This is a genomic window from Hymenobacter sp. BT18 (genome assembly GCF_012273015.1).
Lineage (GTDB): Bacteria > Bacteroidota > Bacteroidia > Cytophagales > Hymenobacteraceae > Hymenobacter > Hymenobacter lutimineralis.
This window is the reverse complement of record NZ_CP050954.1, coordinates 2,434,473-2,459,758: the sequence shown is the minus strand read 5'-3', so window position 1 is coordinate 2,459,758 and position 25,286 is coordinate 2,434,473. Positions and strand designations below refer to the sequence as shown.

At 59.0% G+C, this 25,286-nt stretch carries 16 protein-coding genes; 13 read left to right on the top strand and 3 right to left on the bottom strand.

The annotated features are described in order from the left end of the window. Positions 1-217 precede the first annotated feature (217 nt). From mnmG to HER32_RS10320, 5 genes are all read left to right on the top strand, one after another. Positions 218-2,083, top strand: a complete 1,866-nt coding sequence (mnmG, locus tag HER32_RS10340) for a tRNA uridine-5-carboxymethylaminomethyl(34) synthesis enzyme MnmG (RefSeq protein ID WP_168681810.1) — start codon at positions 218-220, stop codon at positions 2,081-2,083. A gap of 138 nt (positions 2,084-2,221) precedes the next feature. Further along, positions 2,222-3,127: a class I SAM-dependent methyltransferase gene (locus tag HER32_RS10335; protein ID WP_168681809.1), complete on the top strand. Its 906-nt coding sequence runs from the start codon at positions 2,222-2,224 to the stop codon at positions 3,125-3,127. Between the two features lie 139 nt (positions 3,128-3,266). Then, entirely contained in the window at positions 3,267-4,880 is a 1,614-nt protein-coding gene (locus HER32_RS10330; RefSeq protein ID WP_149070285.1) for an Ig-like domain-containing domain, read from the top strand. A 724-nt stretch (positions 4,881-5,604) separates the two neighbouring features. Further along, complete coding sequence (locus HER32_RS10325; RefSeq protein WP_168681808.1) at positions 5,605-6,096, top strand: DUF4385 domain-containing protein; 492 nt, start codon at positions 5,605-5,607, stop codon at positions 6,094-6,096. A 148-nt stretch (positions 6,097-6,244) separates the two neighbouring features. Beyond that, positions 6,245-6,718 carry a hypothetical protein gene (locus HER32_RS10320; protein WP_149070287.1) on the top strand — a complete coding sequence of 158 codons (474 nt, stop codon included), beginning with the start codon at positions 6,245-6,247 and terminating at the stop codon, positions 6,716-6,718. 220 nt (positions 6,719-6,938) lie between these two features. On the opposite strand, the gene HER32_RS10315 is transcribed toward HER32_RS10320, so the two are convergent. Beyond that, entirely contained in the window at positions 6,939-8,339 is a 1,401-nt protein-coding gene (locus tag HER32_RS10315; RefSeq protein ID WP_149070288.1) for an inorganic phosphate transporter, read from the bottom strand. A 299-nt stretch (positions 8,340-8,638) separates the two neighbouring features. Between HER32_RS10315 and HER32_RS10310 the strand changes: the two genes are divergently transcribed. Then, positions 8,639-10,159, top strand: a complete 1,521-nt coding sequence (locus tag HER32_RS10310; RefSeq protein WP_168681807.1) for a glycine--tRNA ligase — start codon at positions 8,639-8,641, stop codon at positions 10,157-10,159. 97 nt (positions 10,160-10,256) lie between these two features. On the opposite strand, the gene HER32_RS10305 is transcribed toward HER32_RS10310, so the two are convergent. Then, positions 10,257-10,655, bottom strand: a complete 399-nt coding sequence (locus HER32_RS10305) for a hypothetical protein (protein WP_149070290.1) — start codon at positions 10,653-10,655, stop codon at positions 10,257-10,259. Between the two features lie 222 nt (positions 10,656-10,877). On the opposite strand from HER32_RS10305, the gene HER32_RS10300 reads away from it, so the two are divergent. The 5 genes from HER32_RS10300 to rnr all read left to right on the top strand — a co-directional run bounded on the left by HER32_RS10300 (position 10,878) and on the right by rnr (position 22,848). After that, on the top strand, positions 10,878-13,316 hold the full coding sequence (locus HER32_RS10300; RefSeq protein WP_168681806.1) for an efflux RND transporter permease subunit: 2,439 nt from the start codon (positions 10,878-10,880) through the stop codon (positions 13,314-13,316). A gap of 66 nt (positions 13,317-13,382) precedes the next feature. After that, positions 13,383-16,811 carry an isoleucine--tRNA ligase gene (gene ileS / locus HER32_RS10295; RefSeq protein WP_168681805.1) on the top strand — a complete coding sequence of 1,143 codons (3,429 nt, stop codon included), beginning with the start codon at positions 13,383-13,385 and terminating at the stop codon, positions 16,809-16,811. A 255-nt stretch (positions 16,812-17,066) separates the two neighbouring features. Continuing rightward, positions 17,067-17,723 (top strand): lipoprotein signal peptidase, encoded by a 657-nt coding sequence (locus HER32_RS10290; protein ID WP_168681804.1) that lies wholly within the window; start codon positions 17,067-17,069, stop codon positions 17,721-17,723. Between the two features lie 213 nt (positions 17,724-17,936). Next, positions 17,937-19,928, top strand: a complete 1,992-nt coding sequence (locus HER32_RS10285; RefSeq protein WP_168681803.1) for an ABC transporter ATP-binding protein — start codon at positions 17,937-17,939, stop codon at positions 19,926-19,928. Between the two features lie 412 nt (positions 19,929-20,340). Beyond that, positions 20,341-22,848 carry a ribonuclease R gene (gene rnr, locus HER32_RS10280; protein WP_168681802.1) on the top strand — a complete coding sequence of 836 codons (2,508 nt, stop codon included), beginning with the start codon at positions 20,341-20,343 and terminating at the stop codon, positions 22,846-22,848. A gap of 122 nt (positions 22,849-22,970) precedes the next feature. On the opposite strand, the gene HER32_RS10275 is transcribed toward rnr, so the two are convergent. After that, positions 22,971-23,468 (bottom strand): energy transducer TonB, encoded by a 498-nt coding sequence (locus tag HER32_RS10275; RefSeq protein WP_168681801.1) that lies wholly within the window; start codon positions 23,466-23,468, stop codon positions 22,971-22,973. A gap of 139 nt (positions 23,469-23,607) precedes the next feature. Between HER32_RS10275 and HER32_RS10270 the strand changes: the two genes are divergently transcribed. Beyond that, positions 23,608-24,579, top strand: coding sequence for a polyprenyl synthetase family protein (locus tag HER32_RS10270; protein WP_168681800.1), 972 nt, complete (start codon positions 23,608-23,610; stop codon positions 24,577-24,579). 44 nt (positions 24,580-24,623) lie between these two features. Beyond that, positions 24,624-25,277, top strand: a complete 654-nt coding sequence (locus HER32_RS10265) for a rhomboid family intramembrane serine protease (protein WP_149070299.1) — start codon at positions 24,624-24,626, stop codon at positions 25,275-25,277. Positions 25,278-25,286: the final 9 nt, after the last annotated feature.

Below are 25,286 nucleotides of genomic sequence, written 5' to 3'. Positions count from 1 at the left end.
GTACTAAAAAAAGCGCCTGAGTGCGTATCTTTACCCACGTTTTGAGGGGGTTGCGTGCGCTGACTGCCGTTGCGGGCCGGGTAACGCGCCCACTCAAAAACTAGTGCGCGGGCGAGGTAGCGCGAACTTTGCGGTTCGCGTTTTCTGTTTCTTCAGCTACCTCACCGCTTCCCATTGAAACGCGAACCTTGCGGTTTGCGCCAGAGCTTATTCCGCCATGCAGCAAGAAGAGTACGACGTTATTGTAGTAGGAGCCGGCCATGCCGGGTGCGAGGCCGCCGCCGCCGCCGCCAACATGGGTTCCAAGGTCCTGCTCGTGACGATGAACATGAACACCATTGCGCAGATGTCGTGCAACCCGGCCATGGGTGGGGTGGCTAAAGGGCAGATTGTGCGCGAGGTAGACGCCCTAGGCGGGCAGTCGGGCATCATCACCGACAAAACCATGATTCAGTTTCGGATGCTGAACCGCTCGAAGGGCCCCGCCATGTGGAGCCCCCGGGCGCAGAGTGACCGGATGCGCTTTGCCGAAGAGTGGCGCAATACCCTGGAGCAAACCCTGAACGTGGACTTCTGGCAGGAGGCCGTAACGGGCATCGTAGTGGAAAACGGCACGGCCGTGGGCGTGAAAACTCAGCTTGGTATCGAGTTCCGGGGCAAGTCGGTGGTGCTGACTAACGGAACGTTCCTGAATGGCCTCATCCACATCGGCGAAAAGCAGTTTGGGGGTGGCCGCGCCGCCGAGAAAGGCAGCACCGGCATCACCGAGCAGCTCAAGCAGCTGGGCTTTGAGGCCGGCCGCATGAAAACCGGCACCCCGCCCCGCGTGGATGGCCGTTCCCTTGACTACTCGAAAATGGAAGAGCAGGCCGGCGACGAAACGCCCAGCAAGTTCTCCTACCTCGATACGCCCGCGCTAACGAAGCAGCGCCCCTGCTACATCACCTACACCAACGCCGAAGTCCACGAAATCCTGAAGGAAGGCTTCGAGAAGTCGCCGATGTTCCAGGGTCGCATCAAGGGGCTGGGGCCGCGCTACTGCCCGAGCGTGGAAGACAAAATCAACCGCTTCGCCGACAAGGACCGGCACCAGATTTTTGTGGAGCCGGAGGGTTGGAGCACGGTGGAAGTGTACGTGAACGGCTTTAGTTCATCATTGCCCGAAGACGTGCAGTACCGCGCCCTGCGCAAAATTGCCGGCTTCGAGAATGCCAAGATGTTCCGGCCCGGCTACGCCATCGAGTACGACTTCTTCCCGCCCACCCAGCTCAACCTCACGCTGGAAACCAAGCTGGTGCAGAACCTCTACTTCGCGGGTCAGATCAACGGCACCACGGGCTACGAGGAAGCCGCCTGCCAGGGCCTGATGGCCGGCATCAATGCCCACAACAAGGTGCACGGTAAGGAGCCCTTCGTGCTCAAGCGCAGCGAAGCCTACATCGGCGTGCTCATTGATGACTTGGTAAACAAAGGCACCGACGAGCCCTACCGCATGTTCACGAGCCGGGCCGAGCACCGCCTGCTCCTGCGCCAGGATAACGCCGACCTGCGCCTCACCCCGCTGGGCTATGCGCTGGGTTTGGCGTCGGAAGAGCGGATGAACCTCGTGCGCGAAAAAGAAGAGCAGACGGCCGCCGTAGCCAAGCTGCTGAAAACGCACCCCATAGAGCCCCAGGAAATCAACGACTGGCTGGCGGAAATCGGCTCAGCCACCATTCACGAGAAAACGCGCGTGGTGAACCTGCTGCGCCGCCCCGGCGTGGACCTGGCCGCTTTGGCGCGGGTGCTGCCCGGCTTCACGCTGGCTTTGGCCCCGTACCGCCCCGATGCGCTGGAGCAGGCCGAAATCCTGGTGAAGTACGAGGCCTACCTGGAGAAGGAGCACCAGCAGGCCGCCCGCGTGCAGGAGCTGGAAAACTTCACCATCCGTGGCCGCCTCGACTATAAAGCCATGCCGGCCCTCTCGCACGAGGCCCGGGAGAAGCTGCTCAAGATTCAGCCCGAAACGCTGGGCCAGGCCTCGCGCATCAGCGGCGTTTCCCCCGCCGACGTTTCGGTACTGATGGTTTACCTGGGTCGGTAATTTTTCAGACAGACCTTTTTCATATCATAGCGGCTGCAGATTCATTTCGGATTCTGCAGCCGCTTTGGTTTTGTACCTTCGTGTTTTGCCGGGCTGTGGCACCTTGCCGCAGCGCATCAATACCCTTAATCCGAGTCTGTGGTTTACGAGCGTTTGGACAAGTGCCCGGTGTGCGGGAAAACGGAGTTTCGCAACAAGCTGGTCGTTGAAGACAAATCGGTCAGCAAGGAAAGCTTTGCCATTCAGCAGTGCCTGGCCTGCTCCTTTCAATTCACCAACCCCCGGCCCGACGCCGCCCATATCGGCCGCTACTACGAGTCGGACGAATACGTGTCGCACAACAGCGGGGCGGGCGGGCTCATCAACCAGGCCTATAAAGTCGCGCGCTTTTTCACCATGCGCCGCAAGGTGGCGTTGCTCAACCAGCTGGCCCCCCGCAAAGGCAAGCTCCTGGATTACGGCTGCGGCACCGGTCATTTCCTGGCTGCCGCCAAAGGCAATGGCTGGCAGGTGGCCGGCTGGGAGCCCAGTGCCCGGGCCCGTGAAGAAGCTACCCGGCGCGTAGGCCAGCCCATCGGCACCGAAAGCCTGGTGCAGTTTCCGGCCGGCGCGTTTGATGCTATTACCCTGTGGCACGTGCTCGAACACGTGCACGAGCTCAACGAAACGCTAACCCAGCTCATTCGCCTGCTCAAACCTGATGGGGTGCTGCTGATTGCCGTGCCCAACGTGGAGAGCTTCGACGCCCAGCACTACCAGCAGGACTGGGCCGCGCTGGACGTGCCACGCCACCTCTACCATTTCAGCCCCAAAACCATGGCGCAGTTGCTCAAAAAGCACAAGCTGAAGCTGCGCGACACTCTGCCCATGCCCCTGGATGCCTACTACGTGAGCATGCTCAGCGAGAAAAACCGCGCCGAGCGGGGGGCCGGTATGCTGGCCGTGCTGCGCAATGGCTACCACTCCAACCAGTACGCCGCCCGCCACCAGCAGCAGTACAGCAGCCTGATTTACGTGGCCACCAAGCGGCCAGCCAGCGCTTAACCTAGCCACTTCGCCAGGGTAGGAGGGAGGCTCCCGGTTGTTTCGGGCACCGTTTTCGTAGGGCCGGCTGTCAGGAGCCGGCCCTACGTACTTTTGCGCGGTGCTTCTCGTTTTCGGCTTTTCACCTTGTTGCTTGTTCATGTCTGCTCGTTTTGCCCTGCCTTTGCTTGTTCTTGTTGGTGCCGCCGCGGGTGGCTGCGCGGCCATCAGCACGCCCGAGGGGGGCGCCCGTGACACTGAGGCGCCGAAGCTGGTGAGCAGTGTGCCCGCCAACCGCACCGTGAACGTGCGCAGCCGCTCGGTGATTCTGGAGTTTTCGGAGCCTGTGCAGGTAAAGGACCTTAGCAAAAACCTGCTGGTGGCCCCCCTGCTCTCCGACGACAACAAGTACAAGGTGCGCCAGGGCAAGAACACGGTCGAGCTGGAGTTTGAAAAGCCTTTCGAAGCCAATACCACCTATTCTTTCAACTTCCGGGACGCCATTACCGATATCACGGAAAGCACGCCGGCCCGCGACGCCGCCATCAGCTTCAGCACCGGCCCGGCCCTTGACTCGGGCGCCGTGGCCGGACGGGTGCGCGACCTGCTCACGTCCCAGCCCGCGGCCGACGTTTCGGTGCTGCTGTACCCGGCTATCGATACGGCCAACATCCGCAAGGGGCGGCCTTACTACCTGGCCCGTACCGACAAAAACGGGGTTTACCAGCTGCGCAACCTGCGCGAAGGCCGCTACCGCATTTTTGCCCTGGCCGATAAAAACCAAAGCAGCCGCTACGAGGACGGCGAAAAAATAGGGTACCTACCCGACTTGCTGACCATCCGCCCCGGTACGGACTCAGTGCAGCTGCTGCTCACCCGCCCCGATGCCCGCCGGGCCCTCATTACCTCCCAAAAAGCCGATCCGGTGCGCTTCCTGGTTGGTCTCAATGAAGGTATCCGCTCGGCTACCATTGCGCCCATCGGCACGGCTACCACCACCCCCAATGAAGCCTTGCAGCTCATTGATGGCGGCCGTTCGGTAGCCTTGTACAAGTCGGCCCTGCTGCCGGAGGGCCGCTACCTGCTGGCCACCACCGACAGCGCCGGGAATGACGGCCGCGACACGCTCAATGTAAAATTCGCGGGCACGGTGCCGGCGCGCCGGCCACCGGCCTGGCAGCTCGTGGGCAATGGCAAGGAGGTTTTTCGGCAAGGCCAGGTGGCGCTGCAGTTCACCGAGCCCCTGCGCCTGGTAGCCGAAAAGCCCATCGGTACGCTGGTAGAAGACTCCACCAAGCGCCGGCCCTTGCGCTTGCCTACCGATGCCAGCCTCAACCCCGACCGTACCCTGCTCACCGTAAACCTGAATACCAAGGCCAAGCAAACCGTCAGTATTCAGCTCGACAGCACTGTGGTTACCGCTATTTCTGGCCGCAGCCTGGGTCTGAAGCCCCTGCGCTTTGCCCTCACGGAACAGGCCTCCACGGGTAGCCTGGCAGGCAAAGTGCAGACCACCTACAAACGCTACGAGCTGCTGCTACTGGATGAGAAAGGACAGCGCATCCGCAGCCTCGACTCGCCCCGCACGTTCCGGTTCGATAACCTGGTTCCGGGCACGTACCGGATTCGCGTATTCGTGGATGCCAACGCCGATGGACGCTGGCAGGGGGGCGACCCGCAGTTCCGGCTGCTGCCCGAGCCGGTTTTTAACTTGTCACGCACATTCCAGGTACGCGCCAACTGGGAGGAGGAAGATATTCAGGTAGCCTTCTGAGCGTCTTATCTACTGTTCTTACTTTGCTCCTGGCTGTTCAGTCGGGAGCTTTTTGTTTGGGGCTGCTCTACCGGCACGGGTCTATATAGTAAGTGCGCCACAAGCACTTATCCACAACCAAAACTGCGTTTTCAGCCTTCTATCTAGGTTTTGGCTGCTAGCCCAATCGGTATTCCACAGGGTTATCCACCGCCTCAGGAACCAGGGTGTTTACTTGTGGATAATAGTGGCGTAACCTGGGGATAATGCGTGGAGAAGTTGCGGAAAAGTTTTTTTGCCCGTTCCCCTATTCTGACAGCTCCCATTGCCCGAGTTATCAACGTGGATAAGCGTGGACAACTTCCCCACGTTTCAGGTCCTATCCACAACGGCATTTTTTGTGAATTGTGGATTCGTTGATAACCCTGTGGATTGTGAATTACTTAGTTAAACTCCTTTAAATCAGCTTTATGTAATCCACAATGGCTGTGGATTAGGGGTGTATAAGGTGGGGCTTGTCCACAAGTTTTCCGCGTGTGGACAACCTCGGCTGCTTATCCACTTATGCACAGCCCTAACGACGGGGGATTAAAAAAGAGATTTAAAAAAAGACTTTTAAAAAGTTATTAACTGAGTGGATAACTCGGGGCCGTTTTCAGTTTGCCCGTTTTCAGTTTGTCCGTGTTCGATTGAGAACTGCTGCACACCGGGCAACTGAAAATGGGCAACTGAAGTATAGCCGGGTATGCCTTTCAACTACGACCAGAACTTTCACCAGTTGAATTTTCGGGAGCACCCGGAGCTTTACCGGGTGGGCAAGGGCGAGCAGGGGGTACTGCTGGTAGAGCCCTACAAGGGCGAGATTCTGCCGCACTGGCGCTTTCGCACGCCGGAAGTAGCCCAGGAGTCGTCGGAGCGCATCTACGCCCTGTTTGAAGACTATTTGCGCCAGGAAGATTTTGTGGGGGCCGACATGGCCCGTAAGTTTCTGCAGATGGGCTACACCCGGGCGCGGCGTTACGCCAACCACCGGGGTGGCAAGAAGTATGATGGTCCCGTGCCGGCTGATAAGAAGGGACAGAGTGGCGCCCACGGGCGGGCCGAGCTACCCCGCGCCCCCGAGGACCCCGAAAAGGCGGCCGCTGCGCGCATTTTCAAGCAGAAGTGGGACGAGGCCCGCCTACACCCCGAGTACGTGCGGCAGCGCGCCGCTTTTGAGGCCCGCTACGAGAAGTAGGTGGTTACAAAAGCAGGTGGGTTGCAAGCGGGTCTGCCTTCGGTGTCAGAAACAAGCCTCTACCCCAAAACCATATAACCCTCTACTCATCCGGCCGTTCAACAATCAGCCTACCTTTGCGGACACCAACCCTAAATTCCATTCGCCAATGAGCACCCCTAATAGCATCGAAGAAAACGAAATCGTACTAGGCCAGGGCATGGGCCCGCTAAAGTTTGGCGCCAGCATGGATCAGGTGCGGGCCCTGATGGGAGAGCCCGAGGAAATCGAAGAGTCGGACGACGAAGACGAGTTTGAGCACCAGGCGTGGAACTACCTCGACGAAGGCTACTCACTTTACTTCGACCGGGAGGATGACTACCGCCTGAGCTGCATTGAAACCGACCACCCCGGTATGCGGCTTTTTGGGGAGTCCATTCATGGCCGTAGCCCCGAGGCTATCCAGGAGTTGATGAGTGAGCATGGCTACACGGCCAGCGAAACCGAAACCATGGAAACCGGCGAAATGCGCTTGTCCTACGAAAAGGAAATGATTGACCTTTACTTTGATGAAGGGGAGCTGCAGTTCATCAACTTTGGAGTGTTTATCAACGAGGACCTGGAAGTGCAGTGGCCCTCCTAATCCTAGTTATCCACAAAACACCCTGTTTTCCGTGTTGATAAGTGGATAAGTAATTCATAACCCGCTGGTTTCACCGGCATTTCAGCTGGTTTTTAATATTGCTCTAACCTTAGGTGGCATAATTCAAAAGTTATGCACTTCAAAGTGCTTCCATAAAAAAAGCCACCCAATCGGGTGGCTTTTTTGTGTATAACCAAGATTGCGCTTAGAAGTCAGCTACTTAAATGAGGGCCCGGAACAGCAGGAACAGGCCCCCCGCCAGGAACATGGTTACCGGCAGGGTGAGTACCCAGGCCATGGCAATGTTGCGTACCATCTGGGGGTTCAGGTTCTTGATGCCGCGGTTGGCCACCATGGAGCCGGCAATGGCCGACGACAGTACGTGGGTGGTAGAAGCGGGCAGATGCGCCCAGGTAGAAGCCCCGATCATGACGGCGGCGACCAGCTCGGAAGAAGCGCCCTGCGCGTAGGTCAGGTGCTCTTTGCCAATCCGCTCCCCAATGGTTTTCACGATGCGCTGCCAGCCTACCATCGTGCCAATGCCCAGCGACAACGACACCATCAGCAGCACCCACCAGGGGGCGTAGTCGGTGAAGGTGCGCATATTGGCAATGGCGTCGTCGTAGGTTTTGCGGTCGGCGGTGCTCAGGCTCACCTTCTCGCTGCTCATGATGCTCTTGGCCCGGCTGTACGTGAGCAGGATGGCCTTGCGGATCTGGAAACGCTCCGCCTGCGGCAATTGGCTGACATCGGTCTTGCCGGCAAAAATGCGGTCTAGCGCGGCCGTTTGCTGCTTTACCAGCTGCAGGTTGCCGCGGTCCTTCACTGACAGCTCGTTGGGGTCAATCTTGTTGATGACCAGTTCCACCTTGGTCAGCGAGTCGCGCATATCCAGGGGGTTCTTGTCGTTGTCCAGGGCGAAGAAGGTGGGCACAATGCCGATCAGAATCAGCATGATCAGGCCCACGCCCTTCTGCCCGTCGTTGGAGCCGTGGAAGTAGCTTACCAGGGTACAGGTGGCCACCAGAATCAGCCGGATCCAGAGGGGTGGGGGTTTGCGCTTGTGCGGCTCTTTGAAGATGGCCTTGTTGCGCACGAAGCGCTTGAGCACAAACATCAGCAAGATGGTGAGCGTGAAGCCAAACAGCGGGCCTACCAGCAGGGCAATGCCCGTTTCGGTGGCTTTGCTCCAGTTCACGGCCGCCCCACCCGATTCGGGGAGCAGGGAGAAGGCAATGCCTACGCCTAAAATGGAGCCGATGAGGGCGTGGGAAGACGAGGCCGGAATGCCGTAGTACCAGGTGCCCACGTTCCAGATAATGGCCGCCAGGATGAGGGCCCCCACCATGGCCACGCCATGGTAGATGTTCTGGTCCACGAGGCTTTCTACCGGCAGCAGGTACACAATGCCCATGGCCACGCCGATACCGCCCGTGAGCACGCCGATGAAGTTCCAGAATGCCGACCAGATAACGGCCACCCAGGGCCGCAGGGTATTGGTGTAAATAACCGTAGCCACGGCGTTGGCCGTGTCGTGGAAGCCATTTACAAATTCAAACGCGCAGGCGGCTATCAGACACAGCAGTAGCAGCACCAGCACATGAGGCTCTAAGCCAAACATAAAAAGGGAGTTGGTGGGTAATCAGTTTTCAACAATCAAAGGTAGGAAGCCCATGAGGGGCGCAAGATTATGAAATTGTTACGCGCCGCCCTAACCGCGGACAGTTGGGACGCTAAACGCAGGAATATTCAACAAGTTGAGTTTCTTGAAGCCACATGCCCCGGATGCACTACTTTTGCTGACCGACACCCGGCCAGCGGGCTTTCCCGGCCGTTTCTTCGTCGCTACGTACTGCTTCCGTTACTTTGTGCGGGCCCCTGCGGCTTTGCCCTGACTTACTGACTTCGCCTTATTCTTCCATGAGCAACCCTGCCCAGAACTCCGCTGCCACTACCGAAAGCACCCTGGCCGACATCGTGTCGCACGCCAAGGAGTATGGTTTCGTGTTTCCTTCCTCCGAAATCTACGATGGCCTGGCTGCCGTGTACGACTACGGCCCCAACGGCGTGGAGCTGAAGAACAACCTCAAGCAGCTCTGGTGGAAGGCCATGACCCAGCTCAACCAGAACGTGGTGGGCATCGACGCGGCCATTTTCATGCACCCGCTCACCTGGAAGGCCTCCGGGCACGTGGATGGCTTCTCCGACCCGATGATTGACAACCTCGACAGCAAGAAGCGCTACCGCGCCGATGTGCTGCTCGAAGAAAAAGCCGCCGAGTACGAGAAGAACGGCGAAATAGCCCGCGCCGAAACCCTGCTGGCCGAAATGGGCCGCCTGCTCACGGCCGAGGACTTGGCCGGGGTTAAGCAGCTCATCATCGACGAGAAAATTCTCTGCCCCGTCAGCAAGACCGGCAACTGGACCGACGTGCGCCAGTTCAACCTGATGTTCTCCACGCAGGTGGGTGCCGTGGCCGAGGGCTCCAGCCTGATCTACCTGCGTCCCGAAACGGCCCAAGGCATTTTTGTGAACTTCCTGAACGTGCAGAAGTCGGCGCGGCAGCAGGTGCCGTTTGGCATTGCCCAGATTGGCAAGGCCTTCCGCAACGAGATTGTGGCTCGTCAGTTCATCTTCCGTATGCGGGAGTTTGAGCAGATGGAAATGCAATTCTTTGTGCGCCCTGGCACCGAAGGCGAATGGTACCAGCACTGGAAGGAAACGCGCCGCCGCTGGCACGAGGCCCTGGGCCTGCCCGCCGCCAAGCTCCGTTTCCACGACCACGACAAGCTGGCGCACTACGCCAAGGCCGCCGTCGACATTGAGTATGAATTCCCGTTCGGCTTCAAGGAAATTGAGGGCATTCACTCCCGCTCCGACTTCGACCTGACCCAGCACCAGGCCCTGAGTCGCAAAAAGCAGAACTACTTCGACAACGACATCAACCCCGAAACCGGCAAGCCCTACGGCAACTACGTGCCCTTCGTGGTGGAAACCTCGGTGGGCGCCGACCGCCTATTCCTGGCCACGCTCTGCCAGGCCTTCCAGGAAGAAACCATTACCGAGGGCGAAGGGGAGGAGCAGAAAACCAAAACCCGCAAGCTGCTGCGCCTGCACCCGGCCGTGGCCCCGGTGAAAGCCGCCATCTTCCCGCTGGTGAAAAAGGACGGCCTGCCCGAGAAAGCCAACGAAATCTACCAGACCCTGCGCTACGACTTCCGCGTTATTGTGGAGGAGAAAGATGCCATTGGGAAGCGCTACACCCGCCAGGACCTCATCGGCACGCCCTTCTGCATTGCCGTTGACCACCAGACGCTGGAAGACAACACGGTAACGGTGCGCCACCGCGACTCGCGCGAGCAGACCCGCATGCCCATCAGCGAGCTGCACGGCTACATTGGGCACGCCGTGAGCTTCTCGCGCATCTTCGAGCAGCTGTAAGGCGTCCTACCGGAGCCGGAACGGAAGACCACAAGAAAGCCCCTGGGTGCGCGCATCCAGGGGCTTTCTTGTGGTACCTGTAAAAAAGGAGAGCTGGCTAATTGTCGCCTAACCAGGCGGTGGCCTCACGGCGGGAGGTGAAGTAGTTGAACTCTACGTGCTCCGGGGGCAGCGTGGTGCCGGCCGAGTAGTTGCCGATCTGGTATTGATACTGGCCTTCAGAAAGCACGGCGGCTATGAAGATGGGGCGGTTGAAGGTGGCCGGAATATCGTTGATGAGCGGGGCCAGGATGTGTTCCTCCTCATCCGTCGGCGGGGCATTGCGCTTGAGGTCGAGCAAGAGCTTGCCGATGTTTTTCTGCAGCATTTCCTCCAGGGCCCGTTGGTAGGCCTGGCCAAACGACACCGAGAGCCGGGTAGCGTTGTAGCTGAGGTGCAGGGTTTCGGTGGCCGGATGGTAGGTGAGGGACGCTTCCGGCGTCTGGTACAGGGTCATGGCGGAGTGAAAACCAGTCAGAACTAAATAAAGTGCAAATTAAACCACACTTAATATTCTGAAATTTGGCCTTTTACGTAATCTGTTGCACACAAAGTTGTCTATAATTTGCGAAATCCTTCGCGTAGGAATACAACTATTTTTTGTCCTGAAGGTTCTGGTGCGCGGGTAACTTCTTCCGGCTGCCGGGCATTACGTACCTTTGCTGCATTTTAGCGGCCTATGTGGAGTAAACTCGCCCTTTTTATTATCAAGAACCGGCGGATTCTGGTCCTGCTCCTGGCCGCTATTACCGTGTTCATGGGCTGGCAGGCCCGCAAAGTCGAAATGACCTACGACTTTGCCCAGGTAGTGCGCCCCGACGACCCGGACATGGTGTACTTCCAGCGCTTCAAGCAGCGGTTTGGGGAAGACGGCAACGTGCTGGTGCTGGGCATGCAGGATAGCTCCGTGTATCAGCTGGGCAACTTCAACGAGCTGCGGCTCCTGACCGATACGCTCAGCAAGGTGGAGGGCGTAAACGGCATTCTGGGCGTGACGCGCCTGCCGCGCCTAGTGAAGGACACCACCACCCAGACGTTCCGGGCGGTGCCCATCTTCCGGCGCTTTCCCCAGACGCAGCTGGAACTCGACTCGCTGATGCGGGTCGTCAACTCCCAGGAGTTCTACAAAGGCCAGCTGATTTCGCCCACAACCGGGGCTACGCTGCTGGCCCTCACCATGGACCCCAAGTACCTGAACTCCTCGCGTCGGGAGGCGGTGATGAAGGAAATTCTGGGCCATGCCGAGCGGTTCCAGCAGAAGACGAGCATCAAGATGCACTACGCCGGCCTGCCCTACGTGCGGGCCACCATGACTACCAAAGTAGCCTCGGAAATGAAGCTGTTCGTGGGCCTCACCATCGTGATGATGGCCCTCACCCTGCTCATGTTCTTCCGCACGTGGTCGGCAGTGGTGTTTCCCCTGCTCATTGTGCTGATGGTGGTGGTGTGGTGCGTGGGCTCTATGGTGCTGCTGGGCTATAAGATTAATCTTCTTACGGGCCTGATTCCGAGCATCATCATCGTCATCGGCATTCCCAACTGCACCTATTTGCTAAGTCGTTACCACTACGACTACCGCAAATCCGGCAACCAGGTGCTGGCCATGACGCGGGTTGTGCGCAAAATCGGGCTGGTCACGCTCATGAACAATACCACCACGGCCATTGGCTTCGTGGTGTTCTGCTTTACCAACATTGCCATTCTGTTTCAGTTTGGGGCGGTAGCCACCATCAACATTTTCGTGGCCTTTGCGGTGTCGTTTATTCTGATGCCGATTGTGTTTACCATTCTGGCGCCCCCCACGCCCAAGCAGCTGGAGCACCTGGAAGCCAAGCCGCTTACCAAGCTGCTGGAGTTCTTCGACTACCTGGTGCTGGAGCGCCGCCGCACGGTCTATCTGGCGGCCCTGGTCTTTTCGGTGCTGGCTGCCGTGGGCGTTACCAAGGTAAAATCGGTGTCGTACATGGTGGATGACCTGCCCAAGGACTCGTCGGTGAACTCCGATCTGAAGTTCTTCGAGCAGCACTTCAACGGCGTGATGCCCCTGGAACTGGTGGTGAATACGGGCAAGAAGCGCGGCATTCTGAAGCTGAAAAACCTGGAGAAGATTGACCGCCTGGAGAAGTTTCTGCGCACCCAGCCGGTGCTGACCACGCCCGTCAGCATCGTCACGTTTCTGAAGGCTGCCACGCAGTCGTTCTACAACGGGGACCCCAGCTACTACCGCCTGCCCGACAACGACGAGAAAAACTTCGTGCTTAGCTACTTGGCCCGCTCCCAGTCGGTGAAAGGAGCCGAGGGGCAGCTCACCAACAAGCTGCTGCGCTCCTTCACCGACAGCACCGGCCAGGAAGCCCGCATCAGCCTTAAGATTGCCGATATCGGGTCCCAGAACCTCGATACGCTCATTAACAACCGCATCAAGCCCGAAATCAACCGCATCTTCAAGGGCACGGGCATGGAGGTAAAGCTCACGGGCACTACTATCCTGTTCACCAAAGGCAATGAGTACCTCATCGGTACGCTCAAGGAAAGCCTTGTTATAGCCTTTGTGCTGGTGGGCCTGGTAGTGCTGATTCTGTTCCGCAGCATTCGGGCGGTATTCTTCACCTTGCTGCCCAACTTCTTCACCCTGCTGCTCACGGGTGGTATTATGGGCTACTTCGGCATCCCGCTCAAGCCCAGCACGGCCCTGATCTTCAGCATAGCCCTGGGCATTGATGGCGACAACTCCATCCATCTGCTGGCCAAGTTTCGCCAGGAAATGGCCGTGAACGGGCGCCGGGTGAAGGCCGCCATCAGCACCACGCTCAGCGAGGCGGGCACCAGCATGATCTACACCAGCATTGTGCTGTTCCTGGGCTTCTCGGTGTTTGCCTTCTCCGAGTTTGGCGGTACCAAGGCCCTGGGCCTGCTCATGTCGGCCTCCCTGCTGATTACCAACTTCTCCAACCTGATACTGCTGCCCTGCCTGCTCGTCACCTTCGAGCACGGGGCCGATGAAGACACGATCAACCAGTCAGGCATCAAGCATTACGACGACAACTACCACGAGGAAGACGACGACCTAGAGCTCAACCTAGGTCGTATGCAGGTACAGCCCAAGCTGGACAGCTAAACTCATTGTTAATTGTCATGCTTCGACTTCGCTCAGCATGATGTCCTGATACAACGCACTCCCATAATGAACTACCCCGAATACAAGCAGCCGCTCAACTATGGCCAGGTTGGTACCGATATCCTGGCGTGGTGGAAGCAGAACGGCATCTTTGAGAAAAGCGTGAGCTCCCGCGAAGGGCAGCCCACCTTCGTGTTCTATGAGGGCCCGCCCTCGGCCAACGGCGCCCCCGGCATCCACCACGTGATGGCCCGGACGGTGAAGGACATCTTCTGCCGCTACCAGACGCTGTTGGGCAAGCAAGTAAACCGCAAAGGCGGCTGGGATACCCATGGCCTGCCCATTGAGCTGCAGGTGGAGAAGGAGCTGGGCATCACCAAGGAGGATATCGGCAAGAAAATCAGCATCGAGGAATACAACCAGCGCTGCCGCGAAACCGTGATGCGCTTCAAGGCCCAGTGGGACGACCTCACCGAGAAAATGGGCTATTGGGTGGACCTCGATGACCCCTACATCACCTTCGAACCCGAGTACATCGAAAGCTGCTGGGCCCTGCTCAAGAAGCTCTACGACAAAGGCTACCTCTACAAAGGTTACACCATCCAGCCCTACTCCCCGGCCGCCGGCACCGGCCTGTCGTCACACGAGCTCAACCAGCCCGGCACCTACCGCGACGTGAAGGACACGACCATCGTGGCCCAGTTCAAGGTAAAGCGGGACGAGAAGTCGGAGAAGCTGTTTGGTGGTCCATCTTGGTTAATCGAGAATACTGACGTATTCATTCTGGCTTGGACTACAACACCTTGGACACTACCAGCCAACACTGCTTTGGCTGTTGGCAAGAACATTCCTTACGTTCTTGTACGCACTATTAATCCTTACACCAAACAGTATATCCGGGTCGTTTTAGCGAAAGCGAGGTTAAAGAGCTACTTCTCTGAATTTACTGAAAATGGCAAGCCTATTCTGCCAACGTACTCAGATTGGGGAAGTCTAGAAAGGCAGATTCCTTGGGAAATAGAAGCCGAATTCACCGGGGTTGACCTCGTGGGCATCAATTACGAGCGGCTGTTCGGGCAGGATAAAGGCTTCCCGGCGTTTGAAGGAGAGGAACGCGCCTTCCGCGTAATTCCCGGCGACTTCGTGACCACCGAAGACGGTACGGGCATCGTGCACATCTCGCCCACGTTTGGCGCCGATGACTTCCGCGTGGCCCAGCAGAATGACATTCCCGCGCTGCTGGTAACCGACGACCAGGGAAAAATCGGCCCTGTGGTAGACCGCACCGGCCGCTACGTAACCCAGATGGGCGAATTCGGCGGGCGCTGGGTGAAAAACTACGATGGCCACGACCAGAGCGGAGCCGACTACAAAACCCTCGACGAAAGCATTGCCATCCGCATGAAAGGCGACGGCACGGCCTTCAAAGTAGAGAAGTACGAGCACACCTACCCGCACTGCTGGCGCACCGATAAGCCCGTGCTGTACTACCCGCTCGACTCCTGGTTTATCAAGACCACGGCGGTGAAGGACCGGCTCATCGAGCTCAACAAGACCATCAACTGGCAACCTGTTACCACTGGCACCGGCCGCTTCGGCAACTGGCTGGAAAACCTGGTCGACTGGAACTTGAGCCGCTCCCGCTACTGGGGCACGCCGCTGCCCATTTGGCGCACCCAGGATGGCACGGAGGAAATCTGCATCGGCTCTATTGCCGAGTTGAGCGCCGAAATCGACAAGGCTGTAGCCGCCGAGGTGATGACGCACAACCCCATTGCTACCGGGGAAATGAAGGATTTGCACCGTCCCTACGTGGATGATGTGTTCCTCGTGTCGCCCAGCGGCCAGCCCATGTACCGCGAAACCGACCTCATCGACGTGTGGTTCGACAGCGGCGCCATGCCCTATGCCCAGTGGCACTATCCGCTGGAAAACAAGGCGCAGTTCGAGAAGAATTTCCCCGCTGATTTCATTGCCGAAGGCGTGGACCAAACCCGGGGCTGGTTCTTCACCCTGCACGCCCTGGCGGTGATGCTGGAGGACTCGGTGGCCTACAAAAATGTAATGGCCAATGGCCTAGTGCTCGACAAGAACGGCAACAAGATGAGCAAGCGCCTCGGCAACGCCATCGACCCGTTCACGACCATCAGCCAGTTCGGCCCCGACGCCACGCGCTGGTACATGATTGCCAACGCCCAGCCCTGGGACAACCTCAAATTCGACCTGAACGGCATCACGGAGGTGCAGCGCCGCTTCTTCGGCACGCTCTTCAACACGTACTCGTTCTACGCCCTCTACGCCAACCTCGACGGCTTCCAGGCCCGTGAGTTCGACCGGGTGCCGCACGCCGAGCTGAGCGAGCTGGACCGCTGGATTCTGAGCAAGCTCCAGTCGCTTATCCTCGAAGTGCGCGGCTACTATGATGGCTACGACCCCACCAAGGCGGCCCGCGCCATCCAGGACTTCGTCACCGACCAGCTTTCCAACTGGCACGTGCGCCTCTCGCGTCGCCGTTTCTGGAAGGGGGAGCTGACCGCTGATAAGAAGGCGGCCTACGAAACCCTGCAGGAATGCCTAGTGGTGGTGGCCCAGCTCATGGCCCCCATTGCGCCCTTCTTCGCCGAGTGGCTCTACAAAAACATGACGGACGGCATGCGCGAGGAGGCAGTGGCTAAGAATACGCCCCTGGCCCCCGAATCGGTGCACCTCACGCTGCTGGTGCAGGCCGATGAAAGCCGCATCGACAAAGCCCTGGAAGAGCGGATGGAGCTAGCCCAGCGCATTTCTTCCCTCACGCACTCCATGCGCAAGAAGTCGGTGCTGAAGGTGCGCCAGCCATTGCAGCGCATTCTGGTGCCAGTGTTCAACGACACCACCCGGGAGCAGGTAGGCAAAGTAGAAGACCTGATCTGTGCCGAGGTAAACGTGAAGCACGTGGAGTTCCTCGACGATACCAGCGGGGTGCTCGTGAAGTCGGTGAAGCCCAACTTCAAGCGCCTTGGCCAGCAGTACGGGGCCAAGCTGAAAGCCGTAGGAGCCCGCATTCAGCAGATGACGGCCGAGGAAATCAGCACCCTCGAAAAGACTGGCCAGCTGGCGGTGGAAATCGAAGGGGAAGCCTACACCCTGGTCCCCGACGACGTGGAAATCCGCACCCAGGACTTGCCCGGCTGGTTGGTAGCCACCGACGGCCCCCTCACCGTGGCCCTCGATGTGACTTTGACCGACGAGCTGCGCCAGGAAGGTGTGGCCCGCGAGTTGGTGAACCGCCTCCAGAACCTGCGCAAAGACAGCGGCCTGGAAGTGCAGGACAAAATCCGCGTGACGCTGCAGCAGCAGCCCGAGCTGGAAGCCGCCGTGCAGTCGTTCGGCGACTATATCCGGGAAGAAGTGCAGGCGCTGGCCCTGAATTTCGCCCCGGAAATCAGCGGTGGCTCGGTGCTCGAATTCGACGAGTACAACGTGCCCGTGCAGCTGGAAGTCGCAAACAGCTAAGCGTCAGGTGCCAACCGATTCCGTGAAAAGGTCGGTTGGCACACCGGCGCACAAAGCTTTCTGGCAGGCCGCCGCATCAGTTAAAAAGGGCACAAAAGGCCCGAAAAATATATACCGGGGCTCCGAAGCAGAGTGAGGTGTCGCCGGCCGGAAAGTCTAAAATTCTTCGTCACTTTGTGCTACGAGAGGGGAGAGGTTCCGAGTCTGACAGAGCGTCAGGGCGAAGTCTCACTTCTAACCTCTCACTTCTACCGAATGAAATACTGGAAATACTACCTCGTGGCGCTGCTGGTCATCGTCATTGATCAGCTGTCGAAGTGGGCTGTGCACCGCTACATGCCCCTGGGGGTGGCGGGCGAAATCCCGCTGCTCGGCGACTGGTTCAAGCTGCACTACACGCTGAACCCAGGCATGGCCTTCGGGGTAGAATTGCCGCCGCCCTACGGCAAGATCCTGCTGACCAGCTTCCGTCTGGTGGCCGTAACGGGCATTGCCTACTACATCTACCGCCTCTGGAAACAGCAGGCGCCTAAAGGCCTGCTGGTGTGCGTAGCCATGATTTTGGGCGGCGCTTTGGGCAACGTCATCGATTCTATCTTCTACGGCATCCTCTACAACAATGCGCCGTTTAATGCCCCTACACCGTGGTTTCATGGGCAGGTAATCGACATGTTGTACGTGGACATCTACGAAGGCTTCCTACCCGCTTCCTGGCCGCTGGTGGGCGGCACGCATCTGTCGCTGTGGCCTATTTTCAACATTGCCGATTCGGCCATCTTCGTGGGCGTGGCCTGCATTCTGCTCTTTCAAAGCAAGTTTTTCAGCCAGCAGGATGACAGCCACCCGCTGGCCGCCGACGACGTAGCCGCCGCCCAAGCCCGCCACGATGCCGGGGCTACTGATGTACGATAGGTCCGTTTGACTACCTGGTAAAAGGCCCGCTGGATAGCTCTAGCGGGCCTTTTTGCTTACTATTTTACCTGTTATCCTGAGCGCAGCGAAGGACCTTATTGTGCCTTGATAGCAACTGGACGGCGTTGTTCACGCGTGAAAAGGTCCTTCGTTGCGCTCAGGATGACAGGAGGAAGTGTAGTGTATCTTTACATACTTGTCTGTCTATCTGCTATGTCTCAGCCCCTGCTTTCCGTCCGCAACCTCACCATCGATTTTCAGAGCCACCGCGGCAACACGCGAGCCGTGGCGGATATTTCCTTTGACCTGCGGCGGGGCGAAACGCTGGCCATTGTGGGCGAATCGGGCTCGGGCAAATCGGTAACGTCGTTGGCTTTGATGGGGCTGATTCCGCTACCGCCCGGCCAGATTGTGAGCGGCGTGGCTCGGTTTCAGAGTGAGGCGCTGGGGGAAGTAGACCTACTGAAACTACCCGAGGAGCAGCTCCAGAAGGTCCGCGGCAACGACATCGGCATGATATTTCAGGAGCCAATGACGTCCCTGAACCCGGTGTATACCTGCGGGCACCAGGTGGTGGAGGCCCTGCGCCTGCACACCCCGCTCACGGAAAAGGAGGCCGAGGCCCGCACCGTGGAGCTGTTTACCATGGCCCAGCTCCCGCGCCCGGAGAAGATCTTCAAAAGCTACCCGCACGAAATCAGCGGTGGCCAGAAGCAGCGCGTGATGATAGCCATGGCTATGGCCTGTAACCCCGCCATCCTCATTGCCGACGAGCCTACCACGGCCCTTGACGTGACGGTGCAGGCCCGCATGCTCCGCCTCATCGACGACCTGCGCCGCCAGCACCACACCGCCGTCATCTTCATCACCCACGACCTGGGCGTAGTAGCCGAAATAGCCGACCGCATCCTGGTTATGTACCGGGGCCGGGTGGTAGAGCAGGGGCCCGTGCTCGACATCTTCACCAATCCCCAGCATCCCTACACCAAAGGACTGCTGGCCTGCCGCCCAAAACTTTCGGTGGGGCGCAAAAAACTTCCCGTAGTGGCCGATTTCATGCAGGAAACCGCCGATGGTAGCTTCATTAGCACTGAAACCACGGCGGCGCAAGTAGCTGAGGGCTACCCAGCTGATAGCTCAGCCGCAGCCTCTCAAAATGGCCCTGACACCGCCAAAACGTTTCCCGTGGAACATGCTGTTTCACGCTTCGAAGACCATGCTTTTGGATTAGAAAATGCTCCTGGGCTGGAATCGGGTCAGCTGTTGCCGCTGGAAGCCGGACTAGAAACTTTGTTGCCAGCCCCTACTGCCGAAACAGCTTCCGGTTCTACTTCCAGCAAGGTATCGACTAACCAAGCCCCCAAGCCCCCAAGCCCCCAAGGCCCCCTTTTAAGCATCCAAAACCTCAACGTCCATTTTCCCATTCGCAAAGGCTTCTTCAACCGCAAGCCGGAGTTTGTGCGGGCCGTGGATGGAGTAAGCTTCGATATTTATCCGGGCGAGACAGTAGGGCTGGTAGGGGAGTCGGGATGCGGCAAGACCACCTTGGGCCGCACCATTCTGCGGCTGGTGGAGCCGACTTCGGGCAGCATTCTGTTTGAAGGCGTAGACCTGGCCAAGCTGCCGGCCGAACAGCTGCGCCGCCGCCGCCGGGAGTTTCAGATGGTGTTTCAAGACCCCTACGCGGCCCTCAACCCGATGATGACCGTAGGCGAGGCCATTCTGGAGCCTATGCGCGTGCATGGTGTGGGCGGCACCAAGCAGGAGCAGAAAGCCCGGGTGCTGGAACTGCTGCGCACCGTGGGCCTGAAGGAGGAGCACTACCTGCGCTATCCCCACGAGTTCAGCGGGGGCCAGCGCCAGCGCATCTGCATTGCCCGCGCCCTGGCGCTGCAGCCCAAGTGCATCATCTGCGACGAGTCCGTGTCGGCGCTCGACGTATCGGTGCAGGCCCAGGTGCTCAACCTGCTCAACGACCTCAAGCGCGAGTTCGGCATCACCTACCTCTTTATCACCCACGACCTGTCGGTAGCCCGCTTCATGAGCGACCGGCTACTAGTAATGCGCCAGGGGCAGATCGTGGAAAGTGGCCCCGCCGCCGAAGTCTACGCCAACCCCCGGCACGAGTACACCCGCCAGCTGCTGGCCGCCATTCCCAAAGACACCCCCGCCGACATCCGGGCCGCCGTTGCCAGCCGGGCGTAGCGGTTAAATAGGCTCATGTCAATAGTCGACCGTCATGCTGAGCGGAGTCGAAGCATCTCTACTGCTTCGTTGAATGATGCCGGTGAAGCGGTAGAGATGCTTCGACTCCGCTCAGCATGACAGTTTATTAATTCTCTTCGCACAAAAACACTCGGCACTTTTCCGTCGGCAAGTGCGTTTAGACCTCAGATAACGGCGGCCCATCTACCGCGCTTCGGCCGCCATAACGCAACGGTAACCGGCTATTTTTTGATCGGCAATAGTTATTGCCCGCTATATTCCGTAGTATCCCTGCAAAGCCCGTAACACGGCTTGCAAATTTCACCCCGGAAAGCACCTGATCCGGCCGCTTTCTATTTTACTTAACCCCGCCGCCTACGAAAAAGACACCCACTGGCGGCCCGTTTTCTACATGAAAGAAAAAGACGAATCCGCCGCCCCCCGCGCCTCCCGCGCGAAGGCAGCCCGTGGCGACCAAGCCACTCCCATTTCCAAAGACCTCGTGTTTCGCGTGTTCCGCGACAACCCGGGCAAAGTTTTATCCTACCGTCAGCTTTCCCGCCGCCTGGGCGTGGCCACCAAGGAGCAGCGCGAAGACGTGTTTGCGCACCTCAAGAGCCTGAAGAAATCCGGCCAGCTTACCCTGCTGCAGAACGACGACTACCGCCTGACCGATGCCAGTACCGCGCAAGCCGCTACGGAGCCCGCCAGCGGCCGCAAAACCCGCAAAAATGACCGGGAGCCATTCGCCGCCGTCAACCGCGGTGGCCGACCCGCCGAGCTGGTAGGGCAGGACCCGGTGGTACACCGTCGCCGCGAAGCCGGGTTTGATTTTCCCGACGCCGATGCGCCCACCACCCCGCGCCGCGCTGGCCGCTCCGAAGGGGGCGACACCATCACCGGCACCGTGGCCCTGGCTACCGACAAGTACGCCTTCATCATCTCCGAGGAAAGCGAGCAGGATGTGCGCGTGTTCACCGACCGGCTGAAGTTTGCCATGCACGGCGACACCGTGCGCCTGCGCCTGCGCGGCTCCCGCGACGGCCGCCCCGTGGGCGACGTGGTGGAAGTCCTCAACCGGGTGCGCCCCGAGATTGTGGGGCGCCTCTACCTGAAAGGTGGCATTGGCTTCGTGAAGCCCGACAACCGCAAGCTGTACTTCGACGTGTTCGTGCCCTTCGAGAACCTGCACGGCGCCAACCACGGCGAGAAGGTGCTGGTGCGCATCACCGAGTTTCCGGAGCATGATGCCGGCCGCCAGCCCGTGGGCGAGGTAGCACGCAGCTTCGGTCAGGCCGGCGAGAACGAAGCCGAAATCAACGCCATCATGGCCGAGTTTGGGCTGCCGTTTGAGTTTCCGGCCGAGGTAGAAGCGGAGTCGGAAAGCATTCCGCTGGAAATACCGGCCGGCGAGATTGAGCGCCGCCGCGACTTCCGCCACATCACCACCTTCACCATCGACCCCGTCGATGCCAAGGACTTCGACGATGCCCTGTCGATTCAGAAGCTCGAAAACGGGCATTGGGAAATTGGCGTGCACATTGCTGACGTAACGCACTATGTGCGGCCCGGTATGGCCCTGGAAAAGGAAGCCCGCTACCGCGCTACCTCCGTGTACCTGGTAGACCGCGTGATTCCGATGCTGCCGGAGCGCCTTTCCAACGGCCTCTGCTCCCTGCGCCCCAACGAGGACAAGCTTACCTTCTCGGCCGTGTTCGAGCTGGACGAGAACGGCAAGCTCTACAACTCCTGGTTTGGCAAAACCATCATCCACTCCGACCGCCGCTTCGCCTACGAAGATGCCCAGGAGCGCATCGAAGGGTTGGAAGCTGACTACACGGCCGAAATCCAGCTGATGAACTCCATTGCCAAGAAGCTCTGCGCCCAGCGCTTCAAGCAGGGCGCCATTAGCTTCGAAACCCAGGAAGTGAAGTTCAAGCTCGACGCCGACGGCAAGCCGCTGGGTGTGTACGTGAAGGAGCGCAAGGACGCGCACAAGATGATTGAGGAGTTCATGCTGCTGGCCAACCGCAAGGTGGCCGAGTTCGTGTTCAAGCTCAAGAACCGCAAGCCGCGCTACACCATGGTCTACCGGGTGCACGACGCCCCCGACGAGGAGCGCCTGCAGAACTTTGCCCTCTTTGCTCAGAAGTTTGGCCACCAGCTCGACCTTTCCAACCCCAAAAAGCTGAGTGCCGAGCTCAACGATTTGAGCAGTGAAGTGGTGGGCCGGCCCGAGCAGAACGTCATCCAGACGCTGGCTATCCGGACCATGGCCAAGGCCACGTACACCACCGACCCGCGCGGCCACTTTGGTCTGGCCTTTGAGCACTACTCGCACTTTACCTCGCCCATCCGGCGCTACCCCGACATGATGGCGCACCGCCTGCTGGAGCACTACCTGGAAGGCGGCAAGAACGTGGAAGTGGAGCCCATTGAGGAAGAGTGCAAGCACTCCTCCGAGCGCGAGAAGCTGGCCGCCAATGCCGAGCGCGCCAGCATCAAGTACAAGCAAGTAGAGTTCCTGCAGGACCGCGTGGGCGAGCAGTTCACCGGCGTGGTATCGGGCCTCACCGACTGGGGCGTGTACGTGGAAATCGAGGAAAACAAGTGCGAGGGCATGGTGCGCATAGCCGACATCCCCGGCGACTTCTACGAGCTTGACAAGGACAACTACCGCCTCGTAGGTCAGCACACCAAGCGCATCATCCAGTTCGGCGACGAGCTGCAGGTGGTGGTGAAAGCCGCCAACCTACTCGACCGTACCATCGACTTCGAGCTGGTAGATAACCGCCCCGATTCGGTGAAGCGCCGCGAGCAGGAGGAACGCCAGAGCCGCCGCGGCTACCGCCCCGAGCGTAGCAGCAAAGGCGGCCGGCCCGGCGGGAAGTCGGGCGGTGGCGGCAACCGCCGCCGGTAAGAAATGCTGTTATTCGTGGCTAGGGAATCAATCCGGCCTGAGTAATGCACAAAGTACCTGCCTAAGAAAAAAGTCCTTGCTGTATCATACAGCAAGGACTTTTTTCTTAGGCGTATTCTGGTTTACCGAAACGTGTAGGGAATAGTTATTTCCATAGCCCGGGCATTGCCATTACAGCCTCCTGGCTGGAAGGCTGCCGGCAGGCTATTGATGGCGCTGATCAGGGCGGCATCATAGGCAGGGGCAAGGCCGTTGCCGGGCTTGATATGTACATTGCTTACCCCTCCGGTGGTCAGGACTACAAAGCTGACTTGAACTGTACCCCGCTGGCGCGGGCCGCTGGGTCGTTTGATTTTCTTTCTCAGTAGCTCGTCTAGGGCCTCCTGGCCGCCTGCGAAGCTGGGCAGACACTGCACATGCAGTAGTTTCCCATCAGAGGTTGTGAAGCTTGGACTAGAAGTGGTGTCCCGCTGTGCTTTTTTGGTGGGTGCCCTATCCAGAGCGGGCTTAGCTACTGGTGCAGGCTTGCTGGCCTCCCACTGGTTGTAGGAGTTTTGAGCATAAATGGCCTGAGCCGTGAAAAGAAGGAGGCAGATACTGAAGAATAGGCGGGCAAGCATAGCAGTAGAGAATGAGACGAGGATAACGTGCCTATGCCCGCGGTAGTGCATAACCCTGCTTTGGTGTTTGCTGTTGATTGGCTTCCGCTGCTTCGCTTGCGCCGCCGTACCTTGCCTGTCCGAACCTCGACCTTTTTCCGTGGACCTGTCTTACTTCACCAATAAACTTTCTGCCGGCCTCGCCGAACTGCGCTACGGCGACCAGCCTACCAGCCTCTACGAGCCCATCCGCTACATCATGGGCCTGGGCGGGAAGCGCATCCGGCCCCTACTTACCCTGCTTGGCGCCCACCTCTTCACCGACGACCTCGACGCCATAGTGAAGCCCGCGCTGGCTACGGAGGTCTTCCATAACTTCACTTTGCTCCACGACGACCTGATGGACCAGGCGCCCCTGCGCCGCGGCCAGGCTACCGTGCACGAGAAGTGGAACCCCAATGTGGCTATTCTCTCAGGTGACGTGATGCTGGTGCGGGCCTACGAGCTGCTGTTCGATATCCGTCCCGAGCTGCTGGCCCACGTGCTGCGCCGCTTTTCCCAAACGGCCGCCGAGGTGTGCGAAGGCCAGCAGTGGGATATGAACTTCGAAACGGAAACCGAGGTCAGCATTGCGCAGTACCTCGACATGATTCGGCTGAAGACGGCCGTGCTATTGGGCTTTGCCCTGGAGCTGGGCGCTTTGCTGGGCGGCGCCTCCCGCGAGGATGCCGACCACCTGCGCCAGTTTGGCGTAGGCATCGGCCTAGCATTCCAGCTGCGCGACGATCTGCTCGACGTGTACGGCGACGCAGCCACCTTCGGCAAGCGCGTGGGCGGCGACATCGTCAGTGATAAGAAGACCTACCTGCTGCTTACCGCCCAGGCCCAGGCCAACGCCGCCCAGCGCGCTGTATTGGCCCAGCACATCGGCCAGCCCGTGCCCGATGCCGAAGCCAAGGTGCAGGCCGTGCGCGCCGTGTATGATGAGCTCGAAATACGCCCGCAGACGGAGCAGCTCATCAACGAGTATTTCCTGGATGCTTTGCAGCTGCTGGAGCGCGTGGTGGCCCCCGAAACGCGCAAAAAACCGCTGCACCAGTTGGCTTTGCAGCTGCTGGAGCGCGAGAGCTAGGTTCGTATCGATTCGGCCTGCTTTGTTACCTAACCTCTTGGCTTATGCCTTTTCTTAATCCGGCGCTTATCCTGATTGCGCTGACGGCCGGTATTTCGGTCTATGCCTGGTCGAACCGCAGCTTGCTGGAAAGCTGGATTTTCACTCCCTTTCTGGTGGAGCGCAAACGGCAGTGGTACCGGTTTATCACCTCGGGCTTTCTGCACGCCAACTTCGCCCACCTCTTTTTCAACCTTTTTGCCTTCTATTCCTTCAGCCCCATGGTGCAGCAGGAGTACGCCAGCCGCTATGGGCTGGCGGGCGGAACCTGGTGCTTTTTGCTTCTGTACCTGGGGGCTATTATCGTATCGGATATTCCTACATTCCTGCGCCACCGCAACAACCCCGGCTACTCCAGCCTGGGCGCTTCGGGTGGAGTGTCGGCGGTGGTATTTGCCAGCGTGTTGTTTTCACCCGTGGCAGAATCCGGGGGCGGTATCTACATCTTTCCGTTGCCCATTCCGATCCAGCCCTTTGTGTTTGGGTTGCTTTACCTCGCGTATTCCTACTACATGGGCCGTCAGCAGGGCGACAACATCAACCACGACGCGCACTTCTACGGCGCGCTATTTGGAGTAGTCTTTTCTTTGTTGCTCGCTCCCTCGGCTGCCGCAGAATTTGTGCAAAAAGTACTTGAGTATTTAAGTAATGTACTGTAAATCAGAATA